We start from the raw sequence: 24290 nt of genomic DNA, 5'->3' as shown, positions 1-24290 counted from the left end.
TACGATTTTTTTAGCAAAACTTTCTGATTTTGTAAATCGGAATCATTGCCAATCAACATGGAAAAGATTTACAACAGCTTACTCATTTTTTTTCTTTTGGGATTATCTGGTTCAGCCTTAAGGGCACAAACCTCGTACTTAGCTAAAGGAAATGGTAACCCTATTATTCCAGGTTACTTTGCTGATCCTACGGTAAAGAAATTTGGAGATACCTATTATATATATGCCACAACAGATGGTAATGGAGGCGGTTTTGGGCCATCACAAGTATGGACTTCAAAAGACTTTGTAAATTGGACTTTGCAAGATATGAACTGGCCAACTACGCATCATTACTGGGCACCTGATGCTACTTTGGGTCCGGATGGGAAATACTACCTCTACTACTGTCAGCCCGTAGAAATATTTGGTGCATCATCAAAAACACCGGTTGGGCCATGGACACCACTCTTGGCCCCGGGTAAACCAATTGTTCCAAATTTTTTAGTGCCCAATGTAATTACTTTAGATGGGCAGACTTTTAAAGATGACGATGGAAAATATTATATGTATTGGGGTACGTGGGGTATTTATCCCAACCATGGCTGCGGTGTTGGTTTACTAAATAACGACATGAAATCATTTTCAAAATTAGCGCAGATTCCAAATACTGATGCTAAAGATTTTTTTGAAGCACCATTTGTTTTTAAGCGAAAAGGCATATACTACTTAACTTATTCTTCAGGTTATTGTGAGGATAGTACTTACAGGGTACAATACGCTACCGCTACCAATTCGATGGGGCCTTTTAAATACGCTTTAGATAATCCAATTTTAGCAACAAATAGCGATGGAACAGTTCATGGTCCTGGGCATCAATCGGTTTTACAGCAGGGCGATGATTTTTATTTGATTTATCACCGGCACAATAATCCGCATAATGATGGTGGTTACCATAGGCAAGTTGCCGCTGATAAAATCATTTTTGATGAAAAAGGCAATATTTTGAGACTGATACCAACACATGCAGGTATTGGTTATCTGGCTAAAAATGAAAATCCCCACCCAAACTTAGCTTTAGGGAAAAAAGCTTCTGCATCTTCATTTTACGATAGAGATTTTAAGGTAGATTTTGCCTTTGATAACAATAATGGCACCTTATGGAAAGCTAAAAATAATGTCGGTTCTGCATGGATTCAAGTCGATTTGGGCAAAACTCAACAGGTTAAAAGTGTACACACCCAATTTGAATATGCTACATGGTACTATCAATATAAAATAGAATACTCGCTTGGTGGTAAAATCTGGAAACTATACGCAGATAAGAGCAAAAATACCCAACATGGTAGTCCGATGATTGATTTTGGAAATGTTAAAGCCCGATACCTTCGCACCACTATTTTACATACAGAATACCCGGGTTTAAACAAGGGAATATGGAACATACAGGTTTTTGATAATCCGGCTTATAAACCGATGATGAATACCAAAATTAAACCTTGGAAATCTTTAAAAGGATTCGACTCGAAAGGATTGCTTATTGATTTAACATTAAGCCAGTTGAGGGTAGGTACAACAGCATCGACTGTTCTTAATAAAGGCAAATTAGCTGGTAAATTTTCTGCCGAAGGCGTAAATAAACCTATTGCTGCAATGATAGCCGGAAAGAAAGCCTTAGTTTTTTCAGGTAGAGAACGAATGACTTCATCGGTTACAGCACCTTTATCTCTACTTGGAAACAGTAGTTACAGCGTAAGTATGTGGGTGCTCAATCCTGACATAGAAAAAGAGGAAACTATTGTAACCTGGACACCAAAAGGTGGAGACAACTTAACCAATGTGGCGATAGGTTATGGCAATGGAAAAAATACTGGTGCTGCCATTCATTCCGGTTGGGCTGATTTGGGGTATAAACAATTGCCAAAATCGAAGCAGTGGCACTTGGTTACCATGGTTTTTGATGGAACAATGGAGCATATTTATGTAGATGGAAAATTAGATAGGGCAGAAAGAAGAATGCTTTTTATCAATAAACTAACCAGGTTTTTGATTGGCGGCAACGCCGATGGAACGGCAGGTTTCTCTGGTGCACTGGCCTCACTAAAAATTTACGACCGGCCGCTAACCGAAGAGGAGATATCTGCCAGTTTTACTAAAGGTTTAAGTAATAATACAACAGTTTATGCAACTGCGAAAAACCTCGATTATGGAAAGGCAGATACCTGGGAAAATGACGGCGCTGCCTTAGGTAAATTAGAAATAAAAGGAAAGGCAGAAGTTGCTGATGTTGCCGGGAAAATAGCACTTGTTTTAGAGAACAATTCCAAACTGATTCTTGGAAAAGAAATTGGCCGGGCGCTTAATTTTTCAAAACCATTTACAACCATCTTCTCTATTTTAGCTTCAAAAGGAACAATAAATAATTTTTATTTTGGGGATGGAAATAAGGCTGTACAAATAGCTGGAGATGGAAAATGGCAGCAAGTAATTTGCAGTTATGTTTCTGGTAAATTAAATGTTTACGTCAATGGCAAGCTGTCGGGCAATCCGTTCGTGGTAAATCGACAAAAAAATCCCTCTGTTTTACTTGAATCTTTTGGTGGCAACCCTGTTCATCTAACTGCAATTTCATCGATTGTTATTTATAATGATGCCTTTAACCAGGATGCATGTTTAAAAGAATTCGATTTTTGGAAAAAAACTTTGAATACCACTGATTTAAATGCTGTGTTTGCTTTAAAGCCATCGGCAGTTACGCCAAATATGGTTTATATGGAAGCGCAAAAATCTCTATTGCCAGGAGCTGTATTAGAATATCTTTTTAATGATGAAAAAGATAAAAAGCAGAAGCAATGGCAACAATCGGCAACCTATATTGATTTTACTGCCTTGCCACAGCAAACCTATAGCTACACGGTTAAAGCAAGAGATAATTTTGGGAATGTAACTAAAAGTTCCTTGCCCTACACTGTAACAACAGATTCTTCACGGTTTCTGGTTAAAAAACAATTTGGAACAGCTCAATCCATTCCTGCTGCAAATGATGTTTTGAAAGGAACATCATGGGATGGCTTTATGGGCAATGCGGATACATTAACGCAGCAAAACGGCATCTTAAAAATGATCTCAAAGAACACATTTTGGGATGGATCTGCAAGATTAGGTCCTTTCGTTTATCACAATGTGAAAGGAGATTTTGTTGCAGAGGTAACCTTGGCTGATATGCTGGGATGGACGCAAAAAAAAGCTTACGGCGCAAACGAAGCCGGAATTATGGTTAAAGCTACCGGAAGCAATACACAACTGCTTCAAAATGGCATAATGCCGGGTTGGGGTGTGGGTAATATCGTTACCGATTTAAATTCAAGCGGACGCAAGCAAACCAATAACCTTTCGGGTTGGACTTTTTTTAAAAAACTTCAAATTCAAAAGATAGGAAATACGTTTTATCTGCGTGGTAGCAACGATGGTAAAGACTGGAAAAACCTTCCGGGTAGTCCGGTGAGAAGAGATGATTTGACCAATATAGATTTACAGGTCGGGGTTTATCACGCTACTTATGGCGAAAATTTTGGCTATGGTGCTTTTAGCAATTTTCAAATTATTCAGCAGAAGTAAATACGATAAAATATCTCTTTTAGGTTTAATTACGGCTTTTTAATCTTCATTAGAAATAACTGGTAATTTAATAATGAAAACACTGTTTACAATTGTTCGCCCCGCCAGTGCAGCATTTTATCCTTTTACATTTTTACTTTTAAACGCAGAAGTTTTTTGTGCTGTTTCACTACTTTTGATCCATAATTTTTCATCATCTATATAAAAATACCATATCAATGTTCGATAAAAATATATATGCCGCGAGGAGAAAAGCTTTAGCTCAAGAATTAAAATCTGGTCTGCTTCTTTTTTTAGGAAACGAAGAAAGCCCATTTAATTATACCGACAATACCTATAGTTTTAGGCAGGATAGTACATTTCTCTATTTTTTTGGAATAGCTCAGGCTGGATTGGCTGCCATTATCGATATCGATGAGAACCGGACAATCATTTTTGGAAATGAAATGAGTATTGATGATTTGGTATGGATGGGAAGGCAGCAAACGCTTCAGGATAAAGCATATAATATTGGTGTGGAGCATGTTTTTCCAGCTAATCAATTGGCAGATTACATAAAAAATGCTCTTCATAAAAATAGAGCCGTTAACTTCCTGCCGCCATACCGGGCAGAGAATAAAATCAAGCTTGCAGATTTATTTAACATCGGAGTTGCGAATTTAAAACAAGCAGCATCTATTCGCTTCATCAAAGCGGTTGCTGCACAACGGTCGGTTAAATCAGTAGAAGAAATTATTGAAATTGAAAAGGCGGTAAACCACACCATTGATATGCATTTATTGGCTATGCGTAGTGCCAAACCGGGGATGATAGAGGAAGAAATTGCAGCAATCATTCATGGTGAAGCACTTAAAACGGGTGGCAATATTGCCTATCCAATAATTTTAAGTGTACATGGAGAAATTCTGCACAATCATTATCATGGTAATACTATGATGGAAGGGCAAATGGTGTTAAATGATTCGGGTATGGAAACGGCTTTTGGATACTGCGGAGATTTAACCAGAACTTTTCCGGTAGGGAAAAAATTTGATAACAGGCAGCGGGAAGTTTATGAGATAGTGCAGCAGGCACTACAAAATGCAGAAGCTGTTTTAGCACCAGGTAAAAATTTTATTGATGTACATTTTGAAGCCTGCAGAACCCTTGCACAAGGAATGAAAGATTTGGGACTGATGAAAGGTGATGTAAATGAAGTGGTTGCTGCGGGCGCACATGCGCTTTTTTTTCAATGCGGTACCGGGCACATGATGGGCTTAGATGTGCATGATATGGAAGACCTGGGTGAGGAATATATAGGCTATGATGAAACATTGAAAAAGGAAAAAACGCTTTTTGGATTAAAATCATTGAGACTAGGAAAGGCGCTTGAGCCGGGTTACGTACTTACTGTTGAGCCAGGGATTTACATGATTCCGGATTTAATTGATTTATGGAAATCTGAGAAAAGATTTGAATCCTTTATCAATTATGATGCGGTAGAGAAATTTAAAGATTTTAGCGGCATCAGATTAGAAAATAATTACAGCATTACAACAGATGGTTATCAATTGCTGGGTAAACCTTTAGCTATTGATGCTGATGAGGTTGAAGCAATAAGAGGCCAGGCTTATTAAATTTTTATGACTTACCAGGATAAATTAATGGCCATTAGGGCAGAAATGCTGAAAAATGGTATTGATGCTTACATTATTCCATCATCCGATTCGCACATGAGTGAATATGTGCCTGATTATTATAGATGCATTTATTTTGCTTCTGGTTTTACCGGATCTGCCGGAACATTAGTGATTACGGCAAATTTTGCAGGCTTATGGGCAGATTTTCGTTACTTTGAACAAGCCAACCAGCAATTAGAGGGTAGTGGGTATGAGCTGGTAAAATTAAAAATTCAACATACACCTGAATATATTGACTGGCTTTGTTCGAGGCTACCTTTAAATTCAACAGTTGCATTCGATTATCAATTAATGTCGATGGCGCTGGGAGCGGAGATTAAAACTTCTTTAGGTGCAAGGCAAATTCAGATAAAGGATGCTGACCTGCTTTTAAATATTTGGCAGAGTAGGCCGCCACTGCCAACAGACCAAGCATATCTATTGCCTGAAAAAGATTGCGGGCAGACTTTTGAAAGCAAAATTATGAATTTGCGGATTGAAATGCAGAAAAACAGAGCCGAAGTTCACGTCATATCGAGCTTGGATGATTTGGCATGGCTTTTCAATATCCGTGGTAAAGATGTAAGCTTTAATCCGGTTGTACTTTGTTATGCAATGGTTTCACTGAAAGAGGTCACGCTTTATATCCAAAAGGAGAAACTGACTGATAAAGACACAATACTGCTAACCAAACGCCATATTACAATCAAAGCCTATGAGCAAATTGCTGCCGATGTTTCGCAACTGAAAAACTGTTCGATATTATTAGATGGCAAACGAACCTGTTATCAGTTTATCAATTTGTTGTCGCCCTCCCTGCAAATTATTCAAGAAATAAATCCTGCGGTGTTTTTAAAATCAATTAAAAACGAGGTTGAAATTGAAAATACAAGATTGGCCATGATTCAGGATGGGATAGCATTAACCCGTTTTTTTAAATGGCTGGAAGAGAATATCGGGATAAACCGGATTACAGAAATATCAGCATCCGAAAAAATTAAATCTTTTCGCGAAGGCGGAAAAAGCTTTGCAGGTTTAAGTTTTGCCACTATTGCAGGCTATGGCCCTCATGCAGCCTTGCCTCATTATTGTCCTGATGAAGAGCGTGATAGTGAACTCAAGCCGGAAGGTCTTTTTCTATTGGATTCGGGCGGGCATTATTTTTACGGTACAACCGATGTTACCCGCACGGTGCCACTCGGCATTACCACTGATGAAGAAAAAAGAGATTATACCTTAGTGCTTTCTGCCATGATATTGGGCTCGGCTGCTAAATTTCCACAGGGTACAAGAGGTTATCAAATCGATGGGATTGTTCGTCAGCAAATGTGGCAAAAGGGAATTAATTATGGTCATGGTACCGGTCACGGTGTTGGTTATTATTTAAATGTTCACGAAGGACCGCAAAATATCGGGCCATCAAATGCTGCTATAGCTGTAGATTTAGGTATGATTACGTCTATCGAACCCGGTATTTACCGACCAGGTAAACATGGTGTCAGGATAGAAAATCTGGTGTTAACCGTAGCACATCAGAATACTTTTTTTGGTTCATTTTTGCAATTTGAAACACTTACGCTAGCCTATATCGATACTTCAATAGTTATTTCCGAACTATTAACGGCTGAACAGATTAGTTGGCTAAACACATACAATGCGATGGTTTACGAAAAATTGAAAGCTGAATTAAGTGAAGATGAACGGTTATGGCTAGCAAAGAAATGTAAGCCAATTTAAAAGCCAGTTTTGGTTAAGCGGTCATCTTCTAAGGGAATAGAGCAAACTTTGCGCTGGCTTAGATGGCTATTGGATTTCATGCTTTCTATAATCTTTTAATTTTTTTTGTCGAATAGATTTGTTGATGCAAAAAAGGATGACCAAATTAGCCTCAAACAAATCAAAGCCCTAATATATGATGCGTCTTTACAAAAGTAGTTTGGTAACATTGGCGCATGCCAAAATTGTTTTATCTATCTTTTTGCTAATAATATTTTGTAGCGATGCATTTGCGCAGAATACGGGTTTCAAAGTTATTCCTAAAGAAATCAGCGAGATATCTGGTTTGTATGTTGCAAACAGCAATCTCATTTACGTGCATAATGATAGTGGCGATACATCACGATTCTTCGCTATGGATGCTAAAGGCAATTTAATATCTACAATATATTTTAAAGGAGATGTTTCAAATAAACATTTAGGTGTAACGGATTGCGAAGACATAGCCGCTGGTCCCGGGCCTGTAAAGAATCAAAACTACATTTACCTTGGAGATATTGGCGATAATAGCAGTAACCGTCCTTACATTACCGTTTACCGATTTTTAGAGCCAGGCAAGCTTTCAAACAAGATGCAAATTAAAAGTGAAGCTGTTCATCTTAAGTATCCCAATGGTGCTCAAGATGCCGAAACTTTAATGATTGACCCGATTTCGAAAGAATTAATAATTGTTTCTAAGCGTCAAGATACAGTTGGAATGTTCTCCGCATCAATTGCTTTTAAAGACGGAGATACCATTACTATGAAAAAAGAAGGAAACCTTTTTCTACCTGGCAAAGGGATGTGGAAGTACGTTGTTTCTGGCGATATATCTCGTGATGGGCGACAGATTATCTTAAAAACTTATACAAATGTTTACTATTGGTTGAGAAATGGCCGTGAATCTATCTCTCAAACTTTGCATAGGCCGCCAACAAAACTTCCCTATATCCTGGAGCCTCAAGGTGAAGCAGTCGGATTTACACCAGATGGAAAATTTTATTATTCTATAAGTGAAGGAAAAAATGCAGCTATCTATCGATATAATATCCCAGTTATCCCCGCTAAAACCTTAAAATAAGCGTTGCTACACATCGTTTTATTAAATTTTACAACGATTTCTAATCCTTAAGAAATGATTTGAATGGATGATTTTTAAAAAAATTAAGCGGTATGCTTTTCTTTTCCGACAATACCCAGATGTGTAAAATTAAAACCGCTATTAAATTTTAATCCATAGCCCATAACACGGTCCAGGCTACTGTGTCCAAGCATTACAAGGCCTGCTAATTCCATGTAAGGTATTTTAAAAATCATACCTGAAAATGCCACAACAATTGCCACAAGTTGATGATGGAACAAGTTGTAGGTAAAAGCCCCTATCTTATTATTTACAAGGTATCCTAACATACCCAAGTCTGGGATTAAGAAGATAGGAATCCAAACCCACCATGCAAAATGTATTGGTAAATTATTGATTAGTAGAACTGAAATTAAAAATGGAACGATGGCTTCTGCCTGAAGGAGTTTTTTCATTGTCTTTTGATTAATAATCAAATTTCATGAATTTTAAACCACCCAAACGTTAACAAAAGATAATAAAATTTAGCGCTCTTTTTTGCTGATTATTCTTGCCCGGATGCGGCTAAGGCTTACCGGAGTTATACCTAAATAATTTGCGATGAGGTGTTGCGGTATGCGTTCAATTATTTTCATTTTATTTCCATGTAATAGTTGCAAATAACGCTCCTCGGGTGAATGTATTAGAAGTGAAGTCATACGCTCCTCTAACCCTAAAACAAGGTATTCAGCCAGCACTCTGCCAAACCTTTCCCACAACTGAGATTTATCGTAGAGCGAAAGGAGTACGCTATACGGGAAAGTGATAAGGCTACAATCGGTTAGTGCTTCAATTGTTAATCGAGAAGGTTGGCCGGTTAGTGCGCTAAAGTATGAGCCAACCAAGTGATTTTCGAAGTAAAAATAGGTTGTTTTTTCTTCACCATCATGAGTATAATAATGCCTCATATTACCATTGAGGATAAAACCGATTTGTTGTTCTCTTTTACCTTCGGTTATCCAAAATCCGCCTTTATCTAGGTGTCGGTAGCTTAAATGCGGAACTAAGAGTTCCCAATCCTTATCGGAGAGTTTTACAAATAGATTAATGGCATTTCTGAGCATTGCCACATGTTTTGCATCCATTACACTAATTTAAATATTATGTTGAGAAAAGCATCCCACCAAAAACATTTTCTGAAGGTGCTGCGATAAATGAAATCAGGCTTGACCGACTATGATTTTAATTGTAAATACGATATTACATTAGAACATTGCATTACATAAAATTAATACCTAAGTTTATGCAACCGTTTGCATAAATTAGATAAATTTAAAATAATGTATTTATTAGGCATAGATATTGGCACATCATCAGTTAAAGTTTCCGTAGTTGATGTTGCAAGTCAACAAACTATTGCATCAGTATCTTACCCAGAAACTGAAGCGGCTATTCATTCGCTGAAGCCTGGCTGGGCCGAACAATCTCCATCAGATTGGTGGACATTTACTCAAAAGGCGATTTTATTGCTAAGTGAGTCTGAAAAAATCGATACAAAGAAGATTGATGCTATAGGTATAGCTTACCAAATGCATGGTTTGGTGATAGTTGATAAAAATCAAAATGTGCTTAGAGATAGTATCATCTGGTGTGATAGTCGGGCTGTTGATATTGGGAATGATGCATTTGTTCATTTAGGAGAAACCCTGTGTTTAGAAAATTTGCTGAATTCTCCAGGAAATTTTACTGCTTCAAAACTGGCCTGGGTTAAAGCAAATGAACCAGAAATTTATGCTCAGATTGATAAGGTAATGCTGCCGGGAGATTATATTGCCATGCAGCTAACAGGAGAAATTACAACCAGTATCTCGGCACTGTCTGAAGGAATTTTTTGGGATTTTAAGCAAAATAATTTGTCGCAAGATCTTCTAAATTATTATGGAATTGATGAGCAATTAATTGCTGAACAGCGACCATTGTTCTCTATCCACGGTTATCTGAAAGAAAATATAGCCAGCCATTTGGGTTTAAAACACGGCATTCCTGTTAGTTATAAGGCAGGCGACCAGCCAAATAATGCACTCTCCTTAAATGTTTTAAAGCCGGGTGAAGTTGCTGCAACCGCTGGTACATCGGGTGTTATATATGGTGTGAGTAGTGATTTAACCTATGATAGAAAATCTCGGGTAAACACTTTTGCGCATGTTACCTACACTCCCGAAAATCCTAATACCGGTGTTTTGCTTTGCATAAATGGAACGGGTAGCATGTATCGTTGGGCCAAATACAATTTTGCACCGCATTTAAGCTACCCTGAAATAAATGAGCTTTCTGCTAAAGCACCAATTGGTAGTAACGGATTAAAAGTTTTACCCTTTGGCAATGGTGCAGAACGGATGCTGGGTAATAAATATACTGGGGGGCAGTTAATCGGAATCGACTTAAACAAACATACACTGGCAGATATTTTCAGGGCTGTTCAGGAAGGTATTGCATTCGCATTTCGCTATGGATTAGATATTATGCGGGAAAATGGAATGCAACCAAAAGTAATCAGGGCCGGCCGGGCAAATTTATTCTTAAGCGATGTATTTGCTCAAACCTTTGTAGATGTAACCGGTATTCGGCTGGAGCTCTACGAAAATGATGGAAGTGTAGGGGCAGCAATTGGAGCAGGCATTGGTGCGGGCATATTCAAATCCCCAGAAGAAGCATTTTCTCAACATAAAATGATTGGTCATCTTGAGCCTAAAAATAGCCTTGATTACGAGGGCATTTATAAAGAGTGGAAACAAGTATTGATTAATCAACTAAATAATCTCAAATAATAAAAACAAAGCGATGAATAAAGTAGTAACAGGCGAAAACGAATTTTTTAAAGGAATTAACCAAATCCAATTCGAGGGTTTGGAAAGTAATAATCCATTGGCGTTTAGATGGTATAATGCCGACAGCGTTGTGGGTGGTAAAACCATGAAAGAACATTTCAAATTTGCCTGCTCGTATTGGCACTCTTTTAATGGAAACGGAGCTGATCCATTTGGTGGGGCAACTCATATTTTCCCATGGGATGAAAAAAAAGACGCCATAGAAAGAGCTAAAGATAAGATGGATGCAGCATTTGAATTTATTACAAAAATGCAATTACCATATTATTGTTTTCATGATGTAGATGTTGTAGACTACGTGAATGACGTGGCAGAAAACGAACGCAGACTACAAACGCTGGTTGAATATGCTAAGCAAAAGCAATCTGAAAGTGGTGTAAAATTACTTTGGGGCACGGCTAATCTATTCAGTCATAGGCGCTACATGAATGGCGCTTCTACCAACCCTGATTTTCATGTTTTGGCTCATGGCGCTGCTCAGGTAAAATTCGCTCTCGATGCTACCATCGCTTTGGGCGGAGAAAATTACGTTTTTTGGGGCGGCCGTGAAGGTTACATGAGTTTGCTTAACACAAATATGAAACGAGAGCAGGAGCATTTAGCAAAATTTTTGCATACCGCTAAAGATTATGCCCGCAAACAAGGTTTCAATGGAACGTTTTTTATAGAACCAAAGCCTTGCGAACCATCAAAACACCAGTATGATTATGATGCTGCTACAGTAAAAGGTCTTCTGCAGCAGTACGATTTATTAAACGACTTTAAATTAAACCTGGAAGTTAACCACGCAACTTTAGCAGGGCATACTTTTCAGCACGAATTACAAGTTGCGGTTGACAGCGGCTTATTAGGCTCAATTGATGCCAATCGTGGCGATTATCAGAACGGTTGGGATACAGATCAATTTCCTAATGACATTAATGAATTAACAGAGGCCATGTTAATTATTTTAGAAGGCGGTGGCCTGCAAGGCGGCGGTGTAAACTTCGATGCTAAAATCAGAAGGAATTCTACAGACCCAGCCGATTTGTTTTATGCACACGTTGGCGGTATGGATATTTTTGCTCGTGCTCTGCTAACGGCTGATGCCATTCTTCAAAAGTCAGACTACAAAAAAATCAGGGCCGAACGTTACGCTTCTTTTGATAATGGAAAAGGTGCTGAGTTTGAAAATGGCAAACTCACATTAGAAGATTTAACAAAATATGCAGCTGAAAATGGAGAACCTGAAGTACGCAGCGGCAAGCAGGAATATCTGGAAAATCTAATCAATAGATATATTTAGGCTGAAAATTCAATAATTGTAGAAAAGCCCCTGCAAATATATGCTGTTGGCAGGGGTGTCTATTTAATTTATTTTATAATTGTTGCAGCTTATGGTTTTTCTGTTATTTGTAAACTCATCCTCCTAAATAGTGAAAAAAACAACAATATATGATATCGCTCAGGCGCTTAATGTAACAGTCTCAACCGTTTCAAGGGCTTTAAGTGGTTCTACATTAATTAGCAAGGCAACAACTGATGCAGTTTTGAAAGCAGCCAAGCAAATGAATTATACGCCGAATAAGCTTGCTTCTGCACTTAAATCAGGAAAAACATTCATTGTCGGAATAATTGTTCCATCGGTAGAAGCACACTATTTTGCCTCTATCATACATAGTATTGAGGAAGGACTAAAGGAGGACGGCTATCGAATTATCTTGTTTCAAACCAAAGAATCTGTCGAGAATGAAATAAAAGGCGTTAAAACATTACTCGAAGCTCAGGTTGATGGTATTATGGCGTCAATGTCGCTGGAGACAGATGATGTAAGCCATTTTCACGAAATTATAAACCAAAATAAACCTTTGGTGCTTTTTGATCGAATAAATAAACCGATAGAGGTTCCAACGATTTCTTTAGATGATTTTCAGGCGGGTTATCTCGCAACGGTGCATTTGATAAAAAACGGCTACAACAAAATAGCCTTTATAACAACTTCACGCCAGATAAGAATTTTTAGTGAGCGTTTACGTGGCTACACAGCAGCCATGAATGAAAACAGTTTATCAATTATGGAGGATTACATAATCTTTGGTGGCCTCTCTGTAGAAGATGGACGCCTGGGCGCTGAAAAACTGATGAAATGTGAAGAAATTCCCGATGCTGTTATTGCAGCCGACGACTTCACAGCATTGGGTGTAATTAAAGAACTGAAAAGAATCGGTAAAACTCCGCCACAAATTGGGGTAATCGGGTTTGCTGATGAAGGATTTTCTGAACACATAACGCCTGGTCTTTCAAGCATCGATCAACATCCCTCAAAAATGGGATTGCTCTGTGCAGAAATGTTTTTAAAGATGGTCAAACAAAAAAATGTCTATCAAAATGTTAGACATATCGTAATGGAACCAACTGTTATAGAGCGCACATCAACTAATCGTAAATATTAATCAGCTGTTGATTAGAGAGTATTAGCGTGCCTATTTAAAAATAGTAAATTAAGAATTATCCGTTCAAATACCCATTTTAATATTGTTTGATATAATCATTACATTTACAAATAGCCCAAAGTAATTCTACAAGGCAGCAAAAAAAAAATAACCAAATAAAGCACAATTCCAAGTATCGGATATGGCCCGCATTTTTAATTTCTTCCTTTCATCTATACTTCTTTTCCTGTTGTCTTTTCAGGCTACAGCCCAATTGAATTTTAAAAGTGAATTTTATTCAACAGAAAACGGCCTTTCACATGATGCGGTAACAAATATCATAAAGGATCGTGAAGGCTTTATCTGGGTTGGTACCTGGAATGGGATCAATCGTTTTGATGGACATAATTTTCGTTCATTCAAATCTTTTCCGGGTGATCTCTCACATTTAAAAAACGACCGTATTGATCAAATTGTTGAAGACTTAGGAACAAATTTGTGGATCAAAGCCTACGACAACCAGATTTATCGCTTTAATAAAATCAAAGAACAATTCAGCCCTTTCAAAATGCATCATGGTATAAAAGTGCTTTTTAACCGGATAAAAGTTGGTAATGAGGGAGAAATATTTTTAATTACCAAAAATGATGGTTTAGTTATCATTCCAGATCCAAAAATCCCCGAAATATATAATCATTTCTCTGCTCATACTTCTTCTGCAATTAGATTGCCATCTGGTAAAATAAATTTCGTTTTGGAGGATGCACAGAAAAAAGTCTGGATAGCCACCGATAAAGGAATTGTTTGTTTAAGGAAACAAAATAAACGTTTTGTTCAGATTAAACTGGATGCCAGCATTTTCATTGCAGAAAATTTCGGGTCGTTTGCAGAAAGCAGGTTCAGTCTATTTTTCGGTTCTGACAAGGGGAAACTCATTACGGTCAACAAATCTAACGCTTCCTCAAGGTTGGAGCGTATATCAGCATACAAAATCAATAATCTTTTAGCATCAAAATTCGAGGAAAAAATCTACGCTTCAACATCAGCAGGAGAAATCATCACCTTATTTGTAAATCCATTTAGAAGTGCCACAATAACCCACGCTGGCGAAAATCTGACATGGATGTTTGAAGATAATGCCGGGATGGTTTGGATTGAGCCAGAACATAATGGTGTGATTTCCTATAATCCAAAAACCAAGGTTTTAAAGAAAATTAGCGCAATAAGCGATGATGGATATTCCTACAATGGAACTTATTTCAGCGCTTTTGAGGATAATAAAGGTAGAGTTTGGGTAAATATGAAAAATGCCGGTTTTGGGTATTTTGAAGGCGATAAAACGGAATTTAAAATATTTAACAGTGGTAAAAGTTCATCCTTCGATAACCTTCCAAATGCCATTACTGCCTTGTTTTATGAAGGCGAAGGGGTTATTTGGTTTAGTAGTGTGGATAGAGGAGTGAATAAATTAGTATTGCAGGAAGGTTATTTTAAACAACGTTTTCCAGTGGAGAAAACCATACAGAAATTAGACAATGATGTGCGAGGGATATGGGTGGACAAGAAAAACCGGCTTTGGCTTGGCCAGAAAAGTAAAAACATTTATGTTTTTAAAGATGGGAAGCGCGTTTCCATTAAATTTACTAACCAAGAAAAAGCCAGCTTAGGTGCGGTATACTGTATTTTAGAAGATAGTAAAAACAATATTTGGCTCGGTACAAAAGCTAATGGCTTATTTTTGGCAAAGCCCGTAAATAAGGACAGAACCAGCTATTCGCTTACTCATTTTAAAAAAGAACAGATGTTGCCGTTTTCATTAAACAGTAATGAAATCTATTCGCTTTTGGAAGATAAATTTGGTAAAATTTGGATTGGCACTTTTGATGAGGGTTTAAATGTGGCGAATGTTAGTGGGAGCAAGGTTAAGTTTTGGAATAAACATAATGGTTTAAAAGGTTATCCAGGTGAAGGTTTTCAAAAAATTAGAACATTAGCATTGGATAGCGCTGGCAACGTATGGATTGGAACAACGGATGGCTTACTGATTAAGGATGCAGGTTCTCTGAATTTGCCAGGTAGAAGGTTTTCAACCTATGCTAAAAGGCCGGGTGTAAAAAACAGCCTTGGCAATAATGATATTCAGTTTATATTCCGTGACCATAGAAATAAAATGTGGTTAAGTACTTCAGGCGGTGGTTTGGATAAAGCACTCATAAATGACCCTTTTAAAAAGGTAAACTTTAAAAATTATACCACACAGAACGGTCTCCCAAATGATTACGTGCTCAGTTGTACAGAAGATCATCATGGTTATATATGGGCAGCCACTCAAAATGGATTGTCGAAATTTGATCCATTAAAAGAAGAATTTACCAACTATGGCACCCATAATGGATTACCAAAAGTAACATTCTCCGAATCCTCTAGTCAGCATTTTGCTGATGAATCTACTGTATTTGGTACCAATCGAGGCTACATTTATTTCCATCCTGATAGTGTTTTAACCAGGAAAACTTCTGCCAAAATGGTGTTTACCAACCTGCAGGTAAACAATGTCGATCAATTTCCAGATTCAAACGGAATAATCGAGGCCAATGTTAACTATTTGAAGAAGCTCAAACTTAATCATGATCAAAATATTTTAAGTATTGATTACGCCGTCTTAGACTCAAAGAATGGCGCAAAGCAATCATATGCATATCGTCTTCGAGGCTTTGAAACAAGTTGGAACATTAACAGAGAAAGACGGAGAGCCACATACACCAATTTACCTCCGGGGAATTACATATTTGAGGTTAAAAGTTTGGATAAGGAAAGTTTCATTAATCCGCCTTATAAACAGCTTGAAATAAGCATTTTGCCACCTCCATGGAAAACATGGTGGGCCTATTTAATTTATGCATTAATAACCTTGGCCTTGATTGAAGGTGCAAGAAGGATAGTTCTTACCATGATCAATCTTCGCAATAAAATAACCATCGAGCAGAAAATGGCAGAATTAAAAACAAACTTTTTTACCAATATTTCTCATGAACTACGAACCCCACTTACATTAATCTTAAACCCCATTGAAGAAATACAAAGGAATGAGGTACTCAGTCAGCAAGGTGCTGATCAGATTGAGATTGTAAAAAAGAATTCGAACCGAATGATTCGCTTTATCAATCAGCTTTTAGACCTGAGAAAGTTGGAAAGTGGCAAGGCAAATCTTCAAATTGCAAATTTTGATTTAACTATACTAATTAAGGAAGTTTCGTCCTATTTTCATGAAACTGCATTGAAAAGGAACATTACCCTTTCACTTATTCCAGATAACATTGCATTGTACATCTGGGGCGATAGGGAAAAATTAGATGTGGTAATATACAATCTCCTTTCAAATGCTTTTAAGTTTAGTGCGGATAACTCTAACATTCTGATAAAGGTTGATAACGACTCTGCCAATGAATGTTTAAGCATTTTGGTTCAAGATCAGGGTATTGGTGTTTCAGTAAATAAACTGGAAGAAATATTCAATCTCTATTATCAGGGAAACAATCCTGATGATATCAATCAGAAGGGATCAGGAATTGGCCTGGCGCTTTCCAAAGAAATAATTGAATTACATGGTGGCCAGATATCTGCACATCAAAATAGCGGTCAGGGTCTGAGTATTAAAGTAACTCTTATAAACAATAAAACTCATTTTGTGGGAGATAATATCGAATTTGTTGCGAATGATAAGGGTTTAGCCCTGAACAGTACAACAAAGGCAGATGCTAGACCTGAGCGGATTGATTCTGATGTTCAACAAGAAATAAGGTTGCTACTGGTGGAGGATAATGATGATTTGCGGAACTTCCTTAGCACACAACTTAGCAGATTTTATCAAGTTGAAACAGCTGCTGATGGGGCTGAAGGCTTATTGAAAGCTCAAAAATCTATGCCCGATCTAATTGTAAGCGATGTGATGATGCCTGTTATGAGCGGTATTGATATGCTCGACAGGCTAAAGAGCGACCTTGCAACGAGTCATATTCCTGTGGTCTTGCTATCGGCAAAATTTTCTATCGAAGACCAGATTAAAGGATTACAATATGGAGCAGATTATTATATCACAAAACCATTTAATAATGAGTTTCTGATAGCCGCGATTGCAGGATTAATTAAACAGCGACGAAGGGCCTTCGTTTATTTGGTAGAGAAAAAACAACTACCCCCTCTGCAACCCTCTGATATTGTGATTACCGATAAAGACAAACTGTTCATGGAAAAGGTAATCGAAATTGTTGAACAAAACATGGAAAACACTGATTTTAACATAGATTCTGTTGCCGAAGCAATTGGCATGGGAAGATCTACATTTTACCGTAAATTTAAAAGTTTAACAGATTTTGCGCCAGTTGAATTTGTTAGGGATATGCGTTTGCAACGAGCAAAACAGTTTCTTGATGGTGGTGAGAAAAGTATTTCTGTAATTGCATATACCGTTGGCTTTACTAATGCAAAGTATTTTAGCACTTGCTTTAAAGAAAAATATAAATTTTCTCCTTCAGAATACTTGAAATCAAAAGGTGAGTAATTGATTTTGACTAATACTTAAACCCATTTGCACATTTTTTAACCAGCCCTTTGTGCTTCTGATTATATTTTTGTCTTATTACTAACCAAATAGCAGATTGTTTAGTGCGTTCAGCAGTTATCAATCTGAAACGGATATGAAAGATATGAGAAGTATAAAATGCAAGGTTATTTTTGGTAAAATCTTTTGTGGTCTATTCCTGACTATAATACTTACAGTAAGCACCTCTAGTGTAATTGCTCAGCAACACCTTAAATTGCATTATGATAAGCCAGCACAAAATTGGAACGAAGCACTACCACTTGGTAATGGCCAGTTAGGTCTTATGGCTTTCGGAAATCCTTCAAAGGAACATTTGCAGTTGAACGAGGAAACTGTATGGGCAGGTGAGCCCGGCAATAATGTACCATCAAATACAGCCAGTCAAATAAACGAAATTAGGAGTTTACTATTTCAAGGTAAAAACCAGGAAGCCCAGAACCTTTCTAATCAAACCTTTCCACGCCAGTCACCCGCCAATCTCAATTATGGTATGCCCTATCAAACAGTTGGTGATTTATGGCTAACCTTTCCTGGTCACCAAGTTTATAATAGTTATTACCGCGAACTGGATATCAGTAACGCAATATCAACAGTAAGCTATAAGGTGGATAACATCACATTTAAAAGAAAAGTCTTCGCATCGCTTACAGATGATGTTATCATTATGAAAATTACTGCAGATAAGCCCAAAAGTGTCAGTTTTACTTTGGGATTATCCAGTACGCAAAAAGACCATCAGGTTAAACAGGTTAGAGGTTATCTGCAACTCTCTGGTAACGGAGGCAGTGTAGATAATAAGCTAGGAAAAGTAAAATTCGAGGCGCTGGTAATGCCAATTGTGAAGGGTGGATTGATTGAAAGAACTGATTCATCATTAACGGTTAGCAAAGCTGATGAAGTTATAGTTTATATTTCCATTGGTACAAATTTTATAAATTACAAGGATTTGTCTGCCGAGCCACTTATAAAAGCAAAATCGATTTTAAACAGCGCAATTGCTAAAAAATATGACCAGGCTTTCGCCGCTCATCAAAAGAAATATAAGTTATTTTTCGATCGGGTAACATTAAATTTGGGAGATTCCAATCAGTCTAAAAAAACAACCGATGTAAGGATTAAAGAATTTGCAAATCATGCAGATCCGCAACTTGTAGCCCTCTATTTTCAATTTGGAAGATACCTTTTAATCTCAAGTTCACAGCCAGGAGGTCAGCCCGCAAATCTTCAGGGTATTTGGAACGATAAAAATTCTCCCCCTTGGGATAGTAAATATACCGTGAACATCAACACGGAAATGAACTATTGGCCCGCTGAAATTACCAATTTATCTGAAATGCACCAACCATTATTTTCCATGTTAAAAGATTTGGCAATAACAGGTAAGCAAAGTGCAAGTAAAATGTATAACGCCAGAGGCTGGAACATGCACCACAATACCGATATATGGCGAATTACCGGCATTGTTGATGGTGGCTTTTATGGGATGTGGCCAATGGGTGGTGCCTGGCTCACCCAGCATTTGTGGCAGCATTATCTTTTTACAGGTGATACAAAATTCTTAAAAGAAAATTATCCAATTTTAAAAGGTGCAGCTATGTTTTATCTTGATGTGTTGAAACAAGAGCCTAAAACCAAATGGCTGGTAATGGCGCCTTCAATGTCGCCAGAAAATACATACGAGAAAAACGTAGGCGTAACTGCCGGAGCGACAATGGATAACCAACTGATTTTCGACACGTTTAATAACCTGATAAATGCAGCAAAAGTTTTAAAAACAGATCAGTCCTTTTCTGATTCGATTGCAACTGCACTCGCAATGATGCCCCCAATGCAGATTGGCAAACACAATCAATTGCAAGAGTGGCTGCAGGATTTAGACAGACCTGATGACAAACATCGGCATATTTCTCATCTTTATGGCTTGTACCCCTCCGGGCAAATTTCTCCATTTCGCAATCCCCAACTGCTGGAAGCTGCCAAAAACGCTCTTATTTACCGCGGAGATAAATCAACAGGATGGTCTATGGGCTGGAAGGTAAATTGGTGGGCACGAATGCTGGATGGTAATAAAGCTTACAAACTTATTTCAGATCAGCTCACTCCGGCCCCAATGGAAACCAAAGGCCAATCTGGAGGTACTTATCCAAACCTGCTGGATGCGCATCCACCATTTCAAATAGATGGTAATTTTGGCTGTACTGCGGGTATAGCAGAAATGCTGCTGCAAAGTTATGATGGCAATATTTACATATTACCAGCCTTACCCGATGCCCTTAATGAAGGCAGAATTGCTGGGCTAAAGGCCCGGGGAGGTTTCGTATTGGATATTGAATGGAAGAATGGCAAGTTAACTAAACTCTCCATCCAGTCAACGCTGGGAGGAAACTGCCGGTTAAGACTTTCAGACAAGGTAAGCTTAACCGGGAATGCTAAGCTAATAAAATCCGCAGGAGAAAATTCAAATCATTTCTATCAGGTTAATACCATAAAAGATCCACGGTTATCCAAAGAAGCAAATTTGAAAGGGATTAAGATTCCTCAAACTAATCTTTTCGATTTCAATACAGTTGCTGGCAAAACGTATATTTTTACTGCGCTTTAGTTCATTACTAAGCATAAAATAGCCGCTAGGTGCTTTAAGCGTTTATTTTGCACGGAAAATAGACTCTTTTGGTCAATTTTTTTACCCCTTTAGTTTCGGCGGTATATAAATTTGTTTATCAAGATGGAGTAAAGGTTAACTTTATTTCATTTTTTTACTAACCAAATTGTCAAATTGTATGAGCGTTTAAGAAGTTCTTCTTTAGTTAACAGCGTAAATCATTCAGCATTTTTTTTAAATTTTTAACATTGCCAGATTCGTAACCAATTATAAACTTCAGTTGTGCAACCGTTTGCACTAGAATTAATAACTAACTAAATAACCTTGGATTTTATTAGTAAAACCCAATCTAACCAATCAAATTATGAGGAAAAATTACAGCATTAATCTTAAAAAAAGGGCGTTTCAAAACATCAGATTATTGAAAAGTCCAAACGATCATAGTGAAGTCAACCTCCAGCAAAAAACATTTTTTTGTTCACCATTCAACTGATCGATTATGAAATATATATACATTTTTATAGCCTTATTTCTATGTTCTGCACAATCAGCTTGGTCGCAGAACCGTATAATCAAAGGTCAGGTAATAGATGAAAAAGGCGTATCGATTGTAGGTGCAACTATATCAATTAAAGGAACAAATAGAGGTATCAATACAGACAACGATGGTAAATTTTCAATCACAGTTCCACCGGGTGTAGCAACCTTGGTGGTTCAATTTATAGGCTATGTAAAAAAAGAGGTAAATATTGCGGCCAACATTACGAGTTCAAAAATTACACTTCAAGAGGATATTAATGTCCTTCAGGAAGTTACTGTAGTTAATGTTGGATATGGTACAGTTTCCCGCGAAGCCCTTACCGGTTCCGTTTCATCCCTTCGTGCTGATCAGATAAAGGATATTCCGATTAATTCTGCAGAGCAAGCTTTGGCAGGTCGACTGGCCGGGGTTCAGGTAACTGCTACAGATGGTGCACCAGGTACTAACGTGCAGATTAGAATTAGGGGCGGAAGTTCCATCACTCAAGATAATTCTCCACTATATATTGTTGATGGGGTACAGGTGGAAAATGCGTTAAGGGCATTATCACCTCAGGATATAGAATCTATCGACGTATTAAAGGATGCAGCATCTACTGCAATTTATGGCGCCAGAGGTGCAAATGGTGTTGTATTAATCACCACCAAAACGGGTAAGCGTGGCAAAATGACAGTGAGCTATAACGGTTTTGTAGGTGCAAGCAAAATTTTAGGAAAATTAGATGTGCTGGACGCAACCGATTATCTTAAATATCAATACGAACGCAGTAGGGGAAATGTTATTGATAGTACCTCATTCGTAACTAACTATGGGCCATTTGATACATTGGAGGTTTATCGCGATAAAGGTCGCGATTGGCAAAATGAGGTTTTTGGAAAGGTTGCATTGCAACAAACCCATAACCTGAGTTTAAATGGAGGCGATGAGAAAATCAATTACAATTTAAGTTTAACAACAAACGGTCAGGAAGGGGTGATGATTAATTCAGATTTCGACCGGAAGCTATTGGGTTTTAAAATGGAGTTGAGACCTAACCAAAAATTTAGAGCAGGATTCAACGTAAGGTATACTGATGAACGAATTAATGGAGCCGGAGTATCGAGCCCCGGACTGGCAAGGGACAACTTCCTGAAAAATACACTTTCTTACAGGCCAATAGACAGCAAAAATCCAACTGACATAGATTTTTATGATGCGCAATATCTGGCTGTGTCCGATTTAAGAAATCCTGTTATTAATGCAACTGCAGTTTACAGGAAAACATTTGGAAAACGATACAATTTATCGGGATATCTTAGTTATGCAATAACCCCAGAAATAACGGCAAGGGTTACGGCCGGGTATGATAACAACAATTCCAGAACAAACAACTTCTACTCAGAAATTACCGGTCAGGCGTCGCTTTATTCTGCAATGCCAATTGCCTCAATTTTAACAGGTACCGTAAATTCCTTAAATAATTCTAATACTATCACTTATAGTAAAAAGAATATTGCAAAACATCATGATATTGATGTATTACTTGGTCAGGAATCTTACCAAACCAGAAATGAACAATTTAATGCCGAAACGAGATACTTTCCTTTAGGAATTAGTCCTGAAAAGGCATTATCAAATATGAACTTGGGGAATCCACCTGCAGGTCAGGCTCAGCCACGCCCCACTACCAATAATATTATGGCCAGAACCTTTTCATTTTTTGGCCGGGTTAATTATGGTTTAAATAAAAAATATTTGTTAACGCTTACGGCCAGGGCAGATGGAAGCTCTAAATTTATGGCTGGACAGCGTTGGGGCTTTTTTCCATCCGGCGCTTTTGCATGGAGAATTTCTGATGAAAAATTTGCAGAATCTATTAAGCCAATAGTTTCTGACGCTAAGCTGAGATTAAGTTATGGTTCTACAGGTAATAATAGAATCAATGATTTTAGTTATTTGCCTCTATATTCTTCCAATACCTATTATGGATTAAATGATCAGCTTGTACCAGGTGTGGTACCTACACAGTTAGCCAATCCAAATGTGAAATGGGAAACAACAGTATCAAGAAACTTAGGCCTGGATTTAAGTTTCTTCAAAAACAGGGTTCAGTTTACAACCGACATTTATTACAACAGTACTAAAGATTTATTATTGCAGAACCCTATACCACAAACTTCTGGCTACACACAACAAACGCAGAATATTGCGGCAACATCAAATCGCGGTATCGAATTTCAGTTGTCTGGATTGATTCTGCAAACCAAAGATTTTAGTTATTCTGCAAGCTACAATATGTCTTTCAATAGAAACAGAGTAGAGAAACTAAATGATGGCATCACCAGTAAAGGATATGCTTCGGGCTGGGATACCAATACAGGTAACGACTTTCTTGTTGAAGTTGGAAAGCCTTTGGGCCAAATGTATGGCTACCGCTCTGATGGGTATTACAAGGTAAGTGATTTTAACTTTAATGCTATTACAGGTGTTTATACCTTAAAACCAGATGTAGCTTCCTTTTTTGGTGTAACCAGGAGCACTATTCAGCCAGGAACAATGAAACTTCTGGATTTGGGCGGCTCAATAAAGAATCCTGACGGCAGTCCTGCTATTCATACGGATGAAGACAGAACGGTTATTGGAAATGCTGCACCAAAATTTATAGGAGGCTTAAATCAGCAATTTTCTTACAAGAACTGGGATATGAGCATTTTTGTGAACTTTAGTGTGGGAAATGATATTTATAATGCCAATAAAATTGAGTTAACGAATGCCAGATTACGTGGTGTAAACTTACTTGAATCTGTTAATGGAAGATTTTCAACTATCGACCAAAACGGAAAATCAATCTATAATGATCCAGCTAAGTTAGAAGCTTATAATGCAAACGCAACCACCTGGCGACCGTATGAAAACAGCAACCTATTTACCGACTGGGCTGTAGAGGACGGCTCTTTTTTAAGAATTAATAACATTACGCTGGGTTACACCCTTCCAAAAGATTTTGCAAAAAAAATCAAACTCTCAAGCCTTCGTTTTTATGCAACAGTAAACAATCTGGCCACCATAACCGGTTATTCAGGTTTCGACCCGGAAGTAAATACCCGTACCAATGGCGGATTAACTCCTGGTGTGGATTATTCTGCTTATCCAAGATCGAGAACAATACTCTTTGGACTTAATTTAACATTTTAAA

12 protein-coding genes are annotated in these 24290 nt (G+C 37.7%); 10 read left to right on the top strand and 2 right to left on the bottom strand.

What is annotated here, in order from left to right; all coding sequences use genetic code 11:
• Window positions 1-57 precede the first annotated feature (57 nt).
• The 4 genes from LUA86_RS17955 to LUA86_RS17940 all read left to right on the top strand — a co-directional run bounded on the left by LUA86_RS17955 (window position 58) and on the right by LUA86_RS17940 (window position 8091).
• Window positions 58-3597 carry a family 43 glycosylhydrolase gene (locus LUA86_RS17955; protein ID WP_231465379.1) on the top strand — a complete coding sequence of 1180 codons (3540 nt, stop codon included), beginning with the start codon at window positions 58-60 and terminating at the stop codon, window positions 3595-3597.
• Between the two features lie 218 nt (window positions 3598-3815).
• Window positions 3816-5213: an aminopeptidase P family protein gene (locus LUA86_RS17950; protein WP_231465377.1), complete on the top strand. Its 1398-nt coding sequence runs from the start codon at window positions 3816-3818 to the stop codon at window positions 5211-5213.
• Between the two features lie 6 nt (window positions 5214-5219).
• Window positions 5220-6992 (top strand): aminopeptidase P family protein, encoded by a 1773-nt coding sequence (locus LUA86_RS17945; protein WP_231465375.1) that lies wholly within the window; start codon window positions 5220-5222, stop codon window positions 6990-6992.
• 175 nt (window positions 6993-7167) lie between these two features.
• Complete coding sequence (locus LUA86_RS17940; protein WP_231465373.1) at window positions 7168-8091, top strand: hypothetical protein; 924 nt, start codon at window positions 7168-7170, stop codon at window positions 8089-8091.
• Between the two features lie 83 nt (window positions 8092-8174).
• Here the strand turns inward: LUA86_RS17940 and LUA86_RS17935 are convergent, their stop codons facing one another.
• Both LUA86_RS17935 and LUA86_RS17930 read right to left on the bottom strand, forming a co-directional pair.
• On the bottom strand, window positions 8175-8546 hold the full coding sequence (locus tag LUA86_RS17935; RefSeq protein WP_231465371.1) for a DUF4260 domain-containing protein: 372 nt from the start codon (window positions 8544-8546) through the stop codon (window positions 8175-8177).
• 69 nt (window positions 8547-8615) lie between these two features.
• Complete coding sequence (locus tag LUA86_RS17930; protein WP_231465369.1) at window positions 8616-9215, bottom strand: Crp/Fnr family transcriptional regulator; 600 nt, start codon at window positions 9213-9215, stop codon at window positions 8616-8618.
• Between the two features lie 195 nt (window positions 9216-9410).
• Between LUA86_RS17930 and LUA86_RS17925 the strand changes: the two genes are divergently transcribed.
• The 6 genes from LUA86_RS17925 to LUA86_RS17900 all read left to right on the top strand — a co-directional run bounded on the left by LUA86_RS17925 (window position 9411) and on the right by LUA86_RS17900 (window position 24289).
• Window positions 9411-10898: a xylulokinase gene (locus LUA86_RS17925; protein ID WP_231465367.1), complete on the top strand. Its 1488-nt coding sequence runs from the start codon at window positions 9411-9413 to the stop codon at window positions 10896-10898.
• 13 nt (window positions 10899-10911) lie between these two features.
• On the top strand, window positions 10912-12243 hold the full coding sequence (gene xylA, locus LUA86_RS17920) for a xylose isomerase (protein ID WP_231465366.1): 1332 nt from the start codon (window positions 10912-10914) through the stop codon (window positions 12241-12243).
• 130 nt (window positions 12244-12373) lie between these two features.
• Window positions 12374-13390, top strand: a complete 1017-nt coding sequence (locus LUA86_RS17915) for a LacI family DNA-binding transcriptional regulator (RefSeq protein WP_231465364.1) — start codon at window positions 12374-12376, stop codon at window positions 13388-13390.
• Between the two features lie 181 nt (window positions 13391-13571).
• Window positions 13572-17930, top strand: coding sequence for a hybrid sensor histidine kinase/response regulator transcription factor (locus tag LUA86_RS17910; RefSeq protein ID WP_231465361.1), 4359 nt, complete (start codon window positions 13572-13574; stop codon window positions 17928-17930).
• A gap of 145 nt (window positions 17931-18075) precedes the next feature.
• Window positions 18076-20574: a glycoside hydrolase N-terminal domain-containing protein gene (locus LUA86_RS17905; protein WP_231465359.1), complete on the top strand. Its 2499-nt coding sequence runs from the start codon at window positions 18076-18078 to the stop codon at window positions 20572-20574.
• 499 nt (window positions 20575-21073) lie between these two features.
• Window positions 21074-24289 carry a TonB-dependent receptor gene (locus tag LUA86_RS17900; protein ID WP_231465357.1) on the top strand — a complete coding sequence of 1072 codons (3216 nt, stop codon included), beginning with the start codon at window positions 21074-21076 and terminating at the stop codon, window positions 24287-24289.
• The last annotated feature ends 1 nt before the right edge of the window (window position 24290 follow it).

Origin of the sequence: Pedobacter sp. Leaf132 (assembly GCF_920984695.1) — a bacterium.
In the GTDB taxonomy this organism is placed as follows: Bacteria; Bacteroidota; Bacteroidia; order Sphingobacteriales; family Sphingobacteriaceae; genus Pedobacter.
Note: the sequence above shows the minus strand (reverse complement) of the source record. Positions and strands in the feature narration are given on the sequence as shown.